This is a genomic window from Mycobacterium shunyiense, assembly GCF_058270075.1.
The window spans coordinates 20,809-34,757 of sequence record NZ_JBZDPU010000018.1; the positions used below are offsets into that span (position 1 = coordinate 20,809).

The following is a 13,949-nucleotide window of genomic DNA, read 5'->3' on the forward strand; positions in this document are numbered from 1 at the left end:
CAGGTATCCAGTCGTGACTGACATGCGTTCGAACGGGAGCGGGTTCAGCCTCGTCGACTCCGTCTATGAGCGCTTGCTTGCCGAGCGCATCATCTTCCTGGGCTCCCAAGTGGATGACGACATCGCCAACAAGCTGTGCGCGCAGATCCTGTTGCTGTCGGCGGAGGATCCGACCAAGGACATCCACCTCTACATCAACTCGCCGGGCGGCTCGATCAGCGCCGGTATGGCCATCTACGACACGATGGTGCTGGCGCCCTGCGATGTCGCCACCTACGCGATGGGCATGGCCGCCTCGATGGGTGAATTCCTGCTCGCCGCGGGCACCAAGGGCAAGCGTCATGCTTTGCCGCACGCCCGGGTCCTGATGCACCAGCCGCTCGGTGGCGTCACCGGTAGTGCCGCGGACATCGCCATCCAGGCCGAGCAGTTCCACGTCATCAAGAAGGAAATGTTCCGGCTCAACGCGGAGTTCACCGGCAAGTCGGTCGAGCAGATCGAGGCCGACTCCGACCGCGACCGCTGGTTCACCGCGCAAGAGGCTCTGGAGTACGGCTTCGTCGACCACATCATCACCAGCGCCAACCTCAATGGTTCGGGCCCGACGGCAGGACTGGACAAGTGACCGATCGCATTCATCCGTCATTGGACCCCCGCGTGCAGCCCCAGGCTCGCTACATCCTGCCGTCGTTCATCGAGCACAGCAGCTTCGGCGTCAAGGAATCGAACCCGTACAACAAGCTGTTCGAGGAGCGCATCATCTTCCTCGGCGTGCAGGTGGACGACGCGTCGGCCAACGACATCATGGCCCAGCTGCTAGTGCTGGAGTCGCTGGATCCCGACCGTGACATCACCATGTACATCAACTCGCCCGGTGGCTCGTTCACGTCGCTGATGGCGATCTACGACACCATGCAGTACGTGCGCGCCGACATCCAGACGGTGTGCCTCGGTCAGGCCGCCTCGGCCGCCGCGGTGCTGCTGGCCGCCGGTACCCCGGGTAAGCGTCTGGCCCTGCCCAACGCCCGGGTGCTGATCCACCAGCCTTCGCTGTCCGGAGTGATCCAGGGTCAGTTCTCGGACCTGGAGATCCAGGCCGCCGAGATCGAGCGGATGCGCACCCTCATGGAGACCACGCTGGCCCGCCACACCGGCAAGGACCCCGAGGTCATCCGCAAGGACACCGACCGAGACAAGATCCTCACCGCGGCCGATGCCAAGGAATACGGGATCATCGACACGGTCCTGGAGTACCGCAAGCTGTCCGCGCAGGCCTAAGCGCCACCCGCACTTTCGGTGGCAACTTCCAGCCCGATGACACACGCCCTGCCCGGTCACTCCGGTGCGGGGCGTGCGTCGTCAGGGCGGCGGTGGGAACTGTGCTGACCTGTGGTTACCCCGGTGCCCGAGAGGCGCGCGGTATCGTCGACCACGATAAATGCCGGGCCAGGGCCGCGGCGCGCGGCTATTCGTCAGCGTTCCCCGACGACACGCCAGGGACACGGTCAGCGCGCCGACGGGTGACGAGCCGCCGGGAGAGATATGTTCTCCTGCACACGAACAAATACCACTGGAGCGATTCGGCCTTATCGGTCGCACCGTGACAGAACGAACGGGTAGCGTCGGGTTAACGCCCGAGGTAACCGAGCAAGTGGCGTAACGACCGACCTGCGAACAGGAAGTAGGACCTCCCCATATGGCGCGCATCGGAGACGGCGGTGACCTGCTGAAGTGCTCGTTCTGCGGCAAGAGCCAAAAGCAAGTCAAAAAGCTCATTGCTGGTCCTGGCGTGTACATCTGCGACGAGTGCATAGACCTGTGCAACGAGATCATCGAGGAGGAACTCGCCGACGCTGACGACGTCAAGCTCGACGAGCTGCCCAAACCGGCTGAGATCCGGGATTTCCTCGAGGGCTACGTCATCGGTCAGGACACGGCGAAGCGCACGCTGGCCGTGGCCGTCTACAACCACTACAAGCGGATCCAGGCGCAGGAGAAGTCCCGCGATTCCCGCTCCGAGCCCGTCGAGCTGACCAAGTCCAACATCCTGATGCTGGGCCCCACCGGCTGCGGTAAGACCTACCTTGCCCAGACCCTGGCCAAGATGCTCAACGTGCCGTTCGCCATCGCCGACGCCACCGCGCTGACCGAAGCCGGATATGTGGGCGAGGACGTCGAGAACATTCTGCTCAAGCTGATTCAGGCCGCCGACTACGACGTCAAGCGCGCCGAGACCGGCATCATCTACATCGACGAGGTCGACAAGATCGCCCGTAAGAGCGAGAACCCGTCGATCACCCGCGATGTCTCCGGGGAAGGCGTGCAGCAGGCCCTGCTGAAGATCCTGGAGGGCACCCAGGCCTCGGTTCCGCCGCAGGGTGGGCGCAAGCATCCGCACCAGGAATTCATCCAGATCGACACCACCAACGTGCTGTTCATCGTTGCGGGGGCGTTCGCCGGCCTGGAGAAGATCGTGTCCGACCGCGTCGGCAAGCGCGGCCTGGGCTTCGGTGCCGAGGTGCGGTCCAAGGCCGAGATCGACACCCAGGACCACTTCGCCGAGGTCATGCCGGAGGACCTGATCAAGTTCGGTCTGATCCCCGAGTTCATCGGCCGTCTGCCGGTCGTCGCCTCGGTGACCAACCTGGACAAGGAATCCCTGGTCAAGATCCTCTCGGAGCCCAAGAACGCGCTGGTCAAGCAGTACGTCCGCTTGTTCGAGATGGACGGTGTGGAGCTGGAGTTCACCGACGAGGCGTTGGAGGCCATCGCCGATCAGGCCATCCACCGCGGCACCGGTGCCCGCGGCCTGCGCGCCATCATGGAGGAAGTCCTGCTGCCGGTGATGTACGACATCCCGAGCCGCGACGACGTCGCCAAGGTGGTCGTCACGAAGGAGACCGTGCAGGACAACGTGCTGCCGACCATCGTGCCGCGTAAGCCCTCGCGTTCGGAGCGGCGCGACAAGACCGCCTGACCTGCACGAGCAAAAGCCCCGCTACGGCGGGGCTTTTTGCATTCGGCAGGTCAGCGGGTGACGCGATCGGGGCGGGTGTAGACGTTCATCGAATCGCCCCGCAGGAAAGCCACCAGGGTCAGACCCGATTGGCTGGCCAGATCGACAGCGAGCGAGGACGGCGCCGAGACGGCGGCCAGGATCGGGATGCCCGCCATCACCGCCTTCTGGGTGAGCTCGAACGAGGCGCGGCCGCTCACCAGAAGCACTGTGCCGCTTGACGGAACGCGGTTGTGCTCCAGTGCCCAACCGACGACCTTGTCGACGGCGTTGTGTCTGCCGATGTCCTCACGGACGACGAGCATGGTGCCGTCGACGGTGAACAGCGCCGCCGCGTGCAGGCCGCCGGTGCTGGCGAACACCTTCTGGGCCTCGCGCAGTTTCGCCGGCATCGCCGAGAGCGCCGGAGCAGGGACTGTGGACGGGTCATCACCGGGGCAGTGCCTACTGCTCAGCCGCACGGCCTCCAGCGAGGCCTTGCCGCACACCCCGCATGACGAGGTGGTGTAGAAGTTGCGGGTCACGTCGACCTCGGGCTTGGGCACATCCGGGGCCAGGGTCGCGTCCAACACGTTGTAGGTGTTGACCCCGTCCTCATCGGCTCCCCGGCAGTAGCGCACCGACACCAGATCCTCGCGCTGTCGGATCAACCCCTCGGTCAGCAGAAACCCTTGGGCCAATTCGACATCGGCCCCGGGCGTCCGCATCGTCACGGTGATGGGAGTGCCGTCGACGCGGATCTCCAGCGGTTCCTCGACCACAAGCGTTTCCGGGCGGGCTTCGGCAGTCGCGCCGGTGACGTGGTGGGCGCGGCGCCGGGCGGTCACCCGTCCCACTAGACCTTCTCCAACCGGATGACGACGGCCTTCGACACCGGCGTGTTCGATTTCTCGGCCGTGTGATCAAGGGGGACCAGTGGATTGGTCTCCGGGTAGTAGGCGGCGGCGTTGCCCTGCGGGGTGGAGTACTCGACGATCAGGAAGTCCTTCGCGCGACGCTCCTGCCCGTCGAATTCCGAGACGAGATCGACCCGGTCGCCGGCGGCCAAGCCCATGGTCTGGAGGTCGGCGGGGTTGACGAACACCACCCGGCGGCCGCCCTTCACTCCGCGGTAACGGTCGTCCAGGCCGTAGATGGTGGTGTTGTACTGGTCGTGACTGCGCAGCGTCTGCAGGACCAGGCGGCCCTTCGGTACCCTCACCCATTCCAGAGGCTGCACCGAGAAGTTGGCTTTACCTGTGGTGGTGCGGAATTCGCGGGAGTCGCGGGGCGGGTGGGGCAACTGGAATCCGTCGGGCTGACGGACCTTGCGGTTGTAGTCTGCGCAGCCGGGCACCACATCGGCGATGGCGTCACGGATGCGGTCGTAGTCGCCGTTGAACTGCTCCCACGGCACCGGATGCTCCGGACCCAGCAGTTCGCGAGCCAGCTGACAGACGATCGCGACCTCGCTGCGCAAGTGCTCGCCCGGCGGGGTCAGGCTGCCGCGGGACAGGTGCACCATCGACATCGAATCCTCGACGGACACCATCTGTTTGCCGCCGGCCTGGAAGTCCTTGTCGGTGCGGCCCAGCGTGGGCAGGATGAGCGCGGTGCGACCGTGGACCAGGTGACTGCGGTTCAGCTTTGTCGAAATCTGAACGGTCAGAGCGCAACTGCGGAGGCCGGCCTCGGTGACTTCGGTGTCGGGCGTGGCCGAGACGAAGTTGCCACCCATCCCGATGAACACCTTGGCGCGGCCGTCGCGCATCGCGCGGATCGCATCGACGGTGTCATAACCGTGCTTGCGGGGACTGGCGATGCCGAACCTGTTGTCGAGCGCGACCAGAAACTTCTCGGGCATCTTCTCCCAGATACCCATGGTGCGGTCGCCCTGCACGTTGGAGTGCCCTCGCACCGGGCACACTCCGGCACCTGGTTTGCCGATCATGCCCCGCATGAACAGCAGGTTGGTGGCCTCGCCGATGGTGGCGACGGCGTGGCGGTGCTGGGTCAGGCCCATCGCCCAGCAGATCACCGTGCGCTGGGAGCCGATCAGCATGTCGGCGACGCGGCGCAGTTGCGTCTCGTCGATACCGCTGGCTTCGGTCACGGTGGCGAGGTCGACCGCGCGGGTCTGGCGGGCATAGTCGTCGAAGCCTGCGCAATGCGCCTCGATGAAGTCCCGGTCCAACACCGTGCCCGGGGCGGCCTCCTCGGCTTCCAGCAGCAGCCTGCCCAGTCCGGCGAACAGGGCCATGTCCCCACCGAGGCGGATCTGGACGAACTCGTCGGCGATCGGGATTCCGTGCCCGACCACACCGTGCACCTTCTGCGGGTCCTTGAACCGGATCAGACCGGCCTCGGGCAGAGGATTGATCGCAACGATCTTGGCGCCGTTGGCTTTTGCCTTCTCCAACACCGACAGCATGCGGGGGTGGTTGGTGCCGGGATTCTGCCCGGCGATCAGGATCAGGTCGGCCTCGGTGACGTCCTCGACCGTGACCGAGCCCTTGCCGATGCCGATCGACTCGGTCAGTGCGGTGCCCGAGGATTCGTGACACATGTTCGAGCAGTCCGGCAGGTTGTTGGTGCCGAAGCTGCGGACCATCAGCTGATAGAGGAACGCCGCTTCGTTACTGGTGCGCCCGGACGTGTAGAACAGCGCCTCGTCCGGAGAGGCCAGCGCATTGAGGTGTTCGGCGATCAACCGGTAGGCGTCGTCCCACTCGATGGGCCGGTAGTGCGACTCGCCGGGTGCGAGGACCATCGGCTGGGCCAGGCGGCCCTGCTGGGACAGCCAGTACTCGGGTTTGGTCTCGAGTTCGGCGATGGTGTGCCGGGCGAAGAACTCCGGCGTCACCACACGCTTGGTGGCTTCCTCGGCGACTGCCTTCGCGCCGTTCTCGCAGAACTCGGCCAGCTTGCGGCCACCGTGCTCCTCGGGCCATGCACAGCCAGGGCAGTCGAACCCGTGGCGCTGATTGAGCTTGGTCAACGCGGCGGCCGTGCGCAGCGGGCCCATCTGCTCGAACCCGCGTTGCATGCTGACCAGGACTGCCTTGACGCCGGCGGCCTCGTCTTTGGCGCCGGTGCTGATGACGTTGTGCTCGTCATAGTCGGCATCGATGTCTCTGGCGCTGGTCATGAACCCAATCTAGTCCCCGAAAAGCACTGGACCCGCCGCTTGGCGGCCGTCCATATTCGATATTTCACATGCAGTGATAGATGCTTTCTATCGAACTGCGACGAAGGCGGGGAGTCATGGCGAGCGATGTGCTGCTACAGCAGCTCGACTACCTGCTGGCGCTCGCGACCGAGCGGCACTTCGGCCGGGCGGCCGCCCGGTGCCACGTGAGTCAACCGACGCTGTCGGTGGCGATCCAGCGACTCGAGCGCGAGCTGGGCATCGTCATCGTGCAGCGGGGGCAGCGGTTCGAAGGGTTCACCGAAGAGGGGCAGCGGGTCGTGACGTGGGCCCAGCGGATCGTCGCGGAACGCGATGACATGCTCGCCGACATCGACCGGATGCGCGGACGGTTGACCGTCACGGCCCGGATCGGTGCGATACCGACGGCGGTGCCGACGGGTCCGTTCATCACCACGGAGTTTCTGCGCCGCAACCCGGCGGCGTCGGTGCGCATCGAGGCCCTGTCATCCCGCGAGATCGCCCGGCGGCTGGCCGATTTCGAGATCGACGCCGGCCTGACCTATCTCGACGACGAAGCCCCGCCCGGTACGCGGTCGGTGGAGATGTACCGGGAGCGCTATGTCCTGGTGGCGCCGGCCGATCATGCGTTGATGAGTCGGCCGGAGATCGCGTGGGCGGACGCGGCTGGTCTGCAGCTCTGCGTACTGACCACCACGATGCGCAACCGCCGCATCCTCGATGCCAACATGGCCGCCGAGGGGGTGCGGTATCGGCCTGTGGTGGAGGCGGATTCGGTCGATGCGCTGTATGCGCACCTGACGAACTCGCCGCGCGCGACCATCGCCTCCACCGCATGGTTGCCGCAGTTGGGAGTGCCGCCGGGTTTTGCGGCGCGGCCGATGGTGCAGCACGGTCCGCGCCCAGCGATCGGACTCGTGGTGCTCGACCGTGCGCCCGCGTCGATCGTGGCTGCCGCGCTCGTCGAGGTCGCTGCCGTTCTCGATCTCGGTGCCCGCATCGACCGCTGGTGGGACGAGACGGGGCAGACAAGCGCCGGGCCTGGGTAGACGGCGGTTACGCGGGTGCCCCTACCGGCTCAGCCGGGCTCGGCGGTGGGGGCCGGTTGAGCCTTGACCGGCGGCGTGGCGGCAGGTGTGTCGGGTGCGGATGGCGCCACGGATTGGGTGACGGTCTCGCCGAAGTGCATGGTCGGTTCGGCTGCGGGCACGGACATTTCGGGTGCGGTGTCGATCTGGGCCGTTTCGAGGCCGACTACGGCCATGGCTGCTACTGCTGCAAATCCGGCGGTACAGAGGAGAAGTTTGGTTCTCGAATCCACGCGCATCTCGCAATACCCTTCATCGTCACATCGGTTGCCTATGTGTTCTCCAATGCGTATCCGCCGCGGGGCATTCCATTTCAGTGGGTGAGACCTGGGTCACATTTCGATCTCGGGTCAGGGATCGGGCGGGCCCGAAGAGCGGGGCGACTGCTCTGACCGGGAGACTTCATCCATGCCACGAGAGCTAGCCCCCGGGGTGACCGTGCTCGGCAACCTCGCGATCGACATCATCAACGGGGCGCCGCCCAGCCCCGGAGGATGTGCCTCGTTCGCCGGAGTGGCCCTGCAGGCCGCGGGCGGACCCGGCCGGATCATCGCGATGGGCGCGGAACGTGACCACGTCCTGTTCGACGGGCTTCGCGCGCGGTTCGGGTCGCTGGTGCAGATCCTGCCTTCCGCGGAGACGAGTTCGTTCAGCCTCGACTACGACGACACCGACCACCGGCGCATGGGCGTGCAGTCGATCGGACCGGTGTGGACAGCCGCGGACATCGACCTGGCGGATCCGGCGACGACGTGGGTGCACCTGGCTCCCTTGCTGCGCACCGATTTCCCAGCCGAGACGCTCGCTGCCCTGGCGGCACGCGGCCATCGCATCGCCTATGACGGGCAGGGTCTGGTGCGGGCCGACCGATTGGGGCCGCTGGTCGAGGATCGTCACTTTGCCGCAGACCTGCTCGTGAACGTCGACATCCTCAAACTCGCCGAGGACGAGGCGGTGATCGTTGCCGACGGGGTGTTCGACGAGTCGGCCGCACAACGACTCGGTGTCGCGGAGATCCTGGTGACCTACGGCTCCGAGGGGTGTGACATCTATATGGACGGTGCGGTGCAAAGGGTGCCGGCAGCCTGGCGGGTGCTGGACGTCCAGACCACGGGGGCGGGGGACATGTTCACCGCCTGTTATGTCGCGCACCGCGCGGTGGGGCACGACCCGGGTCGTGCCGCGGAGGCGGCGAGCGCGCTCGTGGCCGGGGAGTTGGACAAGCGGGTGCACGCCGATCGTGGGTAGGTGTCCGCAGGGGTTAGACTCGACAGGTGTCAAGTTCGTGCTTGCCGGTGCTAGCGGAGAGCTACCGGCCAGTAGCCTTTTCCTTAGAGAATGACATTCTCCTAAACGTGACGAAAACCACAGTTTTGTCTCAAATGGGGCTTGTTCACGTCAGTGAACAGCATCTTCGTTGGGATCTCGCCCGCGTGTCGGGGCGCGACGGGGTGAAGCGCAGCCTAAGAGCAGTGCAATAATCGGTACTGGTAGTGACATCAAAATTCGGTGGACGTTCGATCCGGCGGCAGGTTACGAGACAGCGGCCCGGAAAGACGTGGTCAAAGCAGTGTGAAAGGCGGTAGCCGTGGGTGAGAACGGCAACGGCAATGGCGCCGCGCCGCGGCAGAAGCTCGAGAAGGTCGTCATCCGCTTCGCCGGCGATTCCGGCGACGGTATGCAGCTGACCGGTGACCGCTTCACTTCTGAAGCTGCACTGTTCGGCAACGACTTGGCGACCCAGCCGAATTACCCGGCCGAGATCCGCGCGCCACAGGGCACCCTGCCCGGTGTGTCGTCGTTCCAGATCCAGATCGCCGACTACGACATCCTCACCGCCGGTGACCGCCCGGACGTGCTCGTGGCGATGAACCCCGCCGCGCTCAAGGCCAACGTCTCGGATCTGCCCCGCGGCGGCCTGATCATCGCCAACTCCGATGAATTCACCAAGCGCAACCTCGCCAAGGTCGGGTACGACAGCAATCCGCTAGAGGATGACACGTTGTCGGACTACGTGGTGACGTCCGTCGCGATGACGACGCTGACCCTGGGTGCGGTCGAGGCGATCGGCGCCACCAAGAAGGACGGCCAGCGCGCCAAGAACATGTTCGCCCTCGGTCTGCTGTCGTGGATGTACGGTCGCGAGCTCGAGCACAGCGAGGGGTTCATCCGCGAGAAGTTCTCCCGCAAGCCCGACGTGGCCGAGGCCAACGTCCTGGCGCTGAAGGCCGGCTGGAACTACGGCGAGACCACCGAAGCGTTCGCCACCACCTACGAGGTGTCGCCGGCGAAGCTCAAGTCCGGTGAATACCGCCAGATCTCGGGCAACACCGCGCTGGCCTACGGCATCGTGGCCGCCGGACACCTGGCCCAGATCCAGGTGGTGCTGGGCACCTACCCGATCACCCCGGCGTCGGACATCCTCCATGAGCTGTCCAAGCACAAGAACTTCAACGTCTTGACCTTCCAAGCGGAGGACGAGATCGCCGGTATCGGCGCCGCCATCGGCGCCTCCTACGGCGGCGCATTGGGTGTCACCAGCACCTCGGGCCCGGGCGTCTCGCTCAAGTCCGAGGCGATCGGCCTGGCCGTGATGACCGAACTGCCGTTGCTCATCGTGGACGTGCAGCGCGGTGGCCCGTCGACGGGACTGCCGACCAAGACCGAGCAGGCTGACCTGCTGCAGGCGCTGTTCGGCCGCAACGGCGAGTCGCCGGTCGCGGTCCTGGCGCCGAAGTCGCCGTCGGACTGCTTCGACATCGCCGTGGAGGCCTCGCGGATCGCGATCGACTACCACACCCCGGTCATCATCCTGTCCGACGGTGCGATCGCCAACGGCTCTGAGCCCTGGCAGATCCCGGACATCAGCACCTACCCGGCGATCGAGCACAACTTCGCCAAGTCCGGCGAGCCGTTCGCGCCCTACGCCCGCGACCCCGAGACCCTGGCCCGCCAGTTCGCGGTGCCCGGTACCCCGGGTCTGGAGCACCGGATCGGTGGCCTTGAGGCCGCCAACGGTTCGGGCAACATCTCCTACGAGCCCAAGAACCACGACCTCATGGTGCGGTTGCGCCAGGAGAAGATCGCCGGCATCACGGTGCCCGATCTGGAGGTCGACGACCCCACCGGCGACGCAGAACTGCTGATGCTGGGCTGGGGGAGCAGCTACGGCCCCGTCGGCGAGGCGTGCCGGCGTGCCCGGCGCAAGGGCATCAAGGTGGCCCAGGCCCATCTGCGCCACCTCAATCCCTTCCCGGCCAACCTCGGGGAGGTGCTGCGCCGCTACCCGAAGGTGGTGGTGCCGGAGATGAACCTCGGTCAGCTGGCGCTACTGCTGCGCGGCAAGTACCTGGTCGACGTCCAGTCGGTGACCAAGGTGGAGGGCATGGCCTTCCTCGCCGACGAGGTCGAGGGCATCATCGATGCGGCGCTGGACGGCACGCTCGGTGAGAAGGAAGCGGACAAGGCCAAGTTCGCGAGGCTGGCGGCAGCCACCATCGAGGAACCAACTGAGTCGAATGCTGTGGGAGCGAACGCATGACTGACCTGATCGGCGCAGACCTGGGGCTGACAGATGCTCTGACCAAGAATGCCCTGGTGCCCACCACCGACCAGCCGCAGAAGGGCAAGGACTTCACCAGTGACCAGGAGGTCCGCTGGTGCCCCGGGTGCGGTGACTACGTCATCCTCAACACCATCCGCAACTTCCTGCCGGAGTTGGGCCTCAAGCGCGAGAACATCGCGTTCATCAGTGGCATCGGCTGCTCCAGCCGATTCCCGTATTACCTGGAGACCTACGGCTTCCACTCGATCCACGGGCGCGCCCCGACCATCGCGACCGGCCTGGCGCTGGCTCGCCCGGACCTGTCGGTGTGGGTCGTCACCGGCGACGGTGACTCGCTGTCGATCGGTGGTAACCATCTGATCCACGCGTTGCGTCGCAACATCAACATCACGATCCTGCTGTTCAACAACCGGATCTACGGCCTGACCAAGGGCCAGTACTCGCCGACCTCCGAGGTCGGCAAGGTCACCAAGTCCACTCCGATGGGCTCCCTGGACTACCCGTTCAACCCGGTGTCGCTGGCACTCGGCGCCGAGGCCACGTTCGTCGGCCGCGCCCTTGACTCCGACCGCAAGGGCCTGTCCGAGGTGCTGCGTGGCGCGGCCGAGCACCGTGGTGCCGCGCTGGTGGAGATCATGCAGGACTGCCCGATCTTCAACGACGGATCCTTCGACGCGCTGCGCAAGGAAGGCGCCGAGGAGCGGCTGATCAACGTCAGCCACGGTGAGCCGATCAAGTTCGGTACCGATGGCGAGTACTGCGTGGTCAAGTCCGGGTACGGCCTGGAGGTCGCCAAGACGGCCGAGGTCGCAGCCGAGGACATCGTGGTCCACAACGCCGAGATCGACGATCCCGCCTACGCTTTCGCGCTGTCGCGCTTGAGTGAGCAGAACCTCGATCACATGGTGATGGGCATCTTCCGGAAGGTCAGCCGACCCACCTACGACGACGCCGCGCGTCAGCAGGTCAACACGGCCATCGAATCCAAGCCCCATGACACCGCAGCTCTGCAATCCTTGCTGCGTGGCAAAGACACCTGGACCGTGGACTGAACGCGCTGATCGCACTGACCTCGTCGACCGAAACGAACTGAGCACAGCCCCGCTCGCCGCGGTAGTTCTGGCGGGCGGGGCTTCGCGCCGTATGGGGCGCGACAAGGCGACGGTGCCGTTCGACGGCTCGACGATGGTCGAGCACGTGGTCGCCGCCGTGAGTAAACGGTGCTCACCGGTGTTTGTCATCGCCGCGCCCGGTCAGCCGCTGCCCGAATTGAGCGCCGAGGTGTTGCGTGACGAGGTGCGCGGCGTCGGGCCGCTGGTGGCGACGGGTCGCGGGTTGCGGGCCGTCGCCGAGGCCGGTTTGGACCGCGCGTTCGTCTGCGCGGTGGACATGCCGTATCTGACGTCCGACCTGATCGACGTCCTGGCGGCCTCCGCCGAGCGGGTGCCCGCCGACATCGTGCTGCCCTGGGACGGCAGGGCCCACTACCTGGCGGGGGTTTACCGCAGCGCGCTCACCTCGCAGATCGCCGCCCTGGTGCGCGACGGCCGGCGCAGCATGCGGGCGCTGGCTGAGTCCGTCGACACGCAGCGGATCGTGATGCCCCCGCAGCGAGCACTCACCAACGTCAACACCGCGGCCGATCTGGCCGGAGCCTGAAACTAATGGGTCGGTTACGGCTCAGCAAATTGTGAATTCGCGCCGTAACTCGACGTAATTTACCGATTCGAGATAATTGTCCGGTAATTTCACCGTATTCGAGCGCTCGGAAGCTGGATCAATTCAGGAAACGTCATCATCGGGCGAACGTCGAGCCTGCGTCAAAGTTACTGGTGTTCAATGGAACTCATCTTTCTACTTGGCGCGGGAACTTATCCAGTTATTCGCTCCGGACTGTGTTCAGTCTGTCTAAGTTTGTGCCAAAACGCCCCTGACCGCTCTGTTTGTCGGAGCTGGGCGTCCCTGGGTCGTTCCGCGTAGTTGGCCGGACGGACTGACGATTGTGCTGATACCGACGAAAGTGGCTGTAGTTCAAGAGTTTTGACCAGTCAGTTACCTGCTGGGTGGGCGCCGGTCGCGTTGTGGTTCAGTCCGGCCGCGCTGACTTTCCGGCGCGATATCCCTTGTGTACCAACGTGATCGGATCACCGACCGGACCGCGAGAGTTGTGTCTGCGCAGCGAACAGAATCGGTTGGTCCGGCACTGAGTGACACTCGTCGATGGCATCTACCAGCGCATTTGTTGTCTCAGGCGTTGTTTGCTCGCGGTGTCGCACCCGAATCAAGTGGGCCAGTTCACAAAAAATGCGTGATCTGCCTCACCTTTCGTTGGCTTCAATCACGAAACGGTAACGGCGGCCATCCCTCGCTGACCTGCACAAACGATTCGTTCAGCGTCTCGTTATCTGTCCGTGATAATTCCGCGATCGTGTCTACATCGAGATGACTTCTCTTCGAGACCTTTGTACGGTCCAAAGCGTCTCCGACACGGAGCAAATAATTTCAACACCAAGAACCTGCGTGTGAGTGGGGCCGCGGTGGCGATTACGCCCGACGCGGGGGCCTGGGTCTGATCCCGGGCCGGGCACTGTGGCCCTCCCTTTCGTGCCTGACCGAGACGGCGCGAACCAACCCTTCCGGCCTGGATTCAGGCTGCCGCACCCGCCTGGCGCGGGTGTTGATGGTGCGCGCTTGGCGAGAGGAATGAAGTGAAGAACATCCGCAAGACGTTTGGGCTGGGCATCATCGCCGGAGCGCTCGCTGTCGCTCCCATGGCACTGGGTGCCGGTACCGCCAATGCGGACAGCGTCAACTGGGACGCCGTCGCCGCCTGCGAGTCGGGTGGCAACTGGGCGATCAACACCGGTAACGGCTACTACGGCGGCCTGCAGTTCAACATGGGCACCTGGCGCGCCAACGGTGGTTCCGGTTCGCCGCACCAGGCTTCGCGCTCGGAGCAGATCCGGGTGGCCGAGAACGTGCTGCGCAGCCAGGGCATCGGTGCGTGGCCGGTGTGCGGCAAGCGCGGCTAGTACGCGCTACGACAACTTGATAAGGAGCGGTGCCGGGCAGTAGCCCGGCACCGCTTCTGTTTCATCAGAAAGCCCTCCGGTTACTCCAGTATCGACAACC

General features: G+C 65.3%; 11 protein-coding genes and 1 pseudogene. 9 read left to right on the top strand and 3 right to left on the bottom strand.

What is annotated here, in order from left to right:
- The first annotated feature begins 22 nt into the window (after positions 1 to 22).
- The 3 genes from AC4ELH_RS23105 to clpX all read left to right on the top strand — a co-directional run bounded on the left by AC4ELH_RS23105 (position 23) and on the right by clpX (position 2,977).
- On the top strand, positions 23 to 625 hold the full coding sequence (locus AC4ELH_RS23105; RefSeq protein WP_019345228.1) for an ATP-dependent Clp protease proteolytic subunit: 603 nt from the start codon (positions 23 to 25) through the stop codon (positions 623 to 625).
- Positions 626 to 645: 20 nt separating this feature from the next.
- Positions 646 to 1,278: an ATP-dependent CLP protease proteolytic subunit ClpP2 gene (clpP2, locus tag AC4ELH_RS23110; RefSeq protein ID WP_174554207.1), complete on the top strand. Its 633-nt coding sequence runs from the start codon at positions 646 to 648 to the stop codon at positions 1,276 to 1,278.
- A gap of 418 nt (positions 1,279 to 1,696) precedes the next feature.
- The gene (clpX, locus tag AC4ELH_RS23115; protein WP_055115613.1) at positions 1,697 to 2,977 is read left to right on the top strand and encodes an ATP-dependent Clp protease ATP-binding subunit ClpX; all 1,281 of its coding nucleotides are present in this window, start codon (positions 1,697 to 1,699) and stop codon (positions 2,975 to 2,977) included.
- Between the two features lie 50 nt (positions 2,978 to 3,027).
- On the opposite strand, the gene fdhD is transcribed toward clpX, so the two are convergent.
- Positions 3,028 to 3,852 carry a formate dehydrogenase accessory sulfurtransferase FdhD gene (gene fdhD / locus AC4ELH_RS23120; RefSeq protein ID WP_498886929.1) on the bottom strand — a complete coding sequence of 275 codons (825 nt, stop codon included), beginning with the start codon at positions 3,850 to 3,852 and terminating at the stop codon, positions 3,028 to 3,030.
- A complete protein-coding gene (locus AC4ELH_RS23125; protein ID WP_498886931.1) occupies positions 3,852 to 6,143 on the bottom strand; it encodes an FdhF/YdeP family oxidoreductase in 2,292 nt (763 codons plus the stop codon). Before AC4ELH_RS23125 ends, fdhD begins: the two co-directional genes overlap by 1 nt.
- A 116-nt stretch (positions 6,144 to 6,259) precedes the next feature.
- On the opposite strand from AC4ELH_RS23125, the gene AC4ELH_RS23130 reads away from it, so the two are divergent.
- The gene (locus AC4ELH_RS23130; protein ID WP_064957413.1) at positions 6,260 to 7,213 is read left to right on the top strand and encodes a LysR family transcriptional regulator; all 954 of its coding nucleotides are present in this window, start codon (positions 6,260 to 6,262) and stop codon (positions 7,211 to 7,213) included.
- Between the two features lie 29 nt (positions 7,214 to 7,242).
- Here AC4ELH_RS23130 and AC4ELH_RS23135 read toward each other — a convergent pair whose 3' ends face one another.
- Positions 7,243 to 7,428 carry a hypothetical protein gene (locus tag AC4ELH_RS23135; RefSeq protein ID WP_082941903.1) on the bottom strand — a complete coding sequence of 62 codons (186 nt, stop codon included), beginning with the start codon at positions 7,426 to 7,428 and terminating at the stop codon, positions 7,243 to 7,245.
- Between the two features lie 256 nt (positions 7,429 to 7,684).
- On the opposite strand from AC4ELH_RS23135, the gene AC4ELH_RS23140 reads away from it, so the two are divergent.
- The 5 genes and pseudogenes from AC4ELH_RS23140 to AC4ELH_RS23160 all read left to right on the top strand — a co-directional run.
- Positions 7,685 to 8,500: a PfkB family carbohydrate kinase gene (locus AC4ELH_RS23140; protein WP_498887056.1), complete on the top strand. Its 816-nt coding sequence runs from the start codon at positions 7,685 to 7,687 to the stop codon at positions 8,498 to 8,500.
- 340 nt (positions 8,501 to 8,840) lie between these two features.
- The gene (locus tag AC4ELH_RS23145) at positions 8,841 to 10,793 is read left to right on the top strand and encodes a 2-oxoacid:acceptor oxidoreductase subunit alpha (RefSeq protein WP_064957411.1); all 1,953 of its coding nucleotides are present in this window, start codon (positions 8,841 to 8,843) and stop codon (positions 10,791 to 10,793) included.
- The gene (locus AC4ELH_RS23150) at positions 10,790 to 11,869 is read left to right on the top strand and encodes a 2-oxoacid:ferredoxin oxidoreductase subunit beta (RefSeq protein WP_055115600.1); all 1,080 of its coding nucleotides are present in this window, start codon (positions 10,790 to 10,792) and stop codon (positions 11,867 to 11,869) included. Before AC4ELH_RS23145 ends, AC4ELH_RS23150 begins: the two co-directional genes overlap by 4 nt.
- 37 nt (positions 11,870 to 11,906) lie before the next feature.
- Complete coding sequence (mobA, locus tag AC4ELH_RS23155; RefSeq protein WP_498887058.1) at positions 11,907 to 12,476, top strand: molybdenum cofactor guanylyltransferase; 570 nt, start codon at positions 11,907 to 11,909, stop codon at positions 12,474 to 12,476.
- 1,139 nt (positions 12,477 to 13,615) lie between these two features.
- Positions 13,616 to 13,849 (top strand): annotated as a pseudogene (locus AC4ELH_RS23160) (transglycosylase family protein); the annotation flags it as partial.
- Positions 13,850 to 13,949 lie beyond the last annotated feature (100 nt).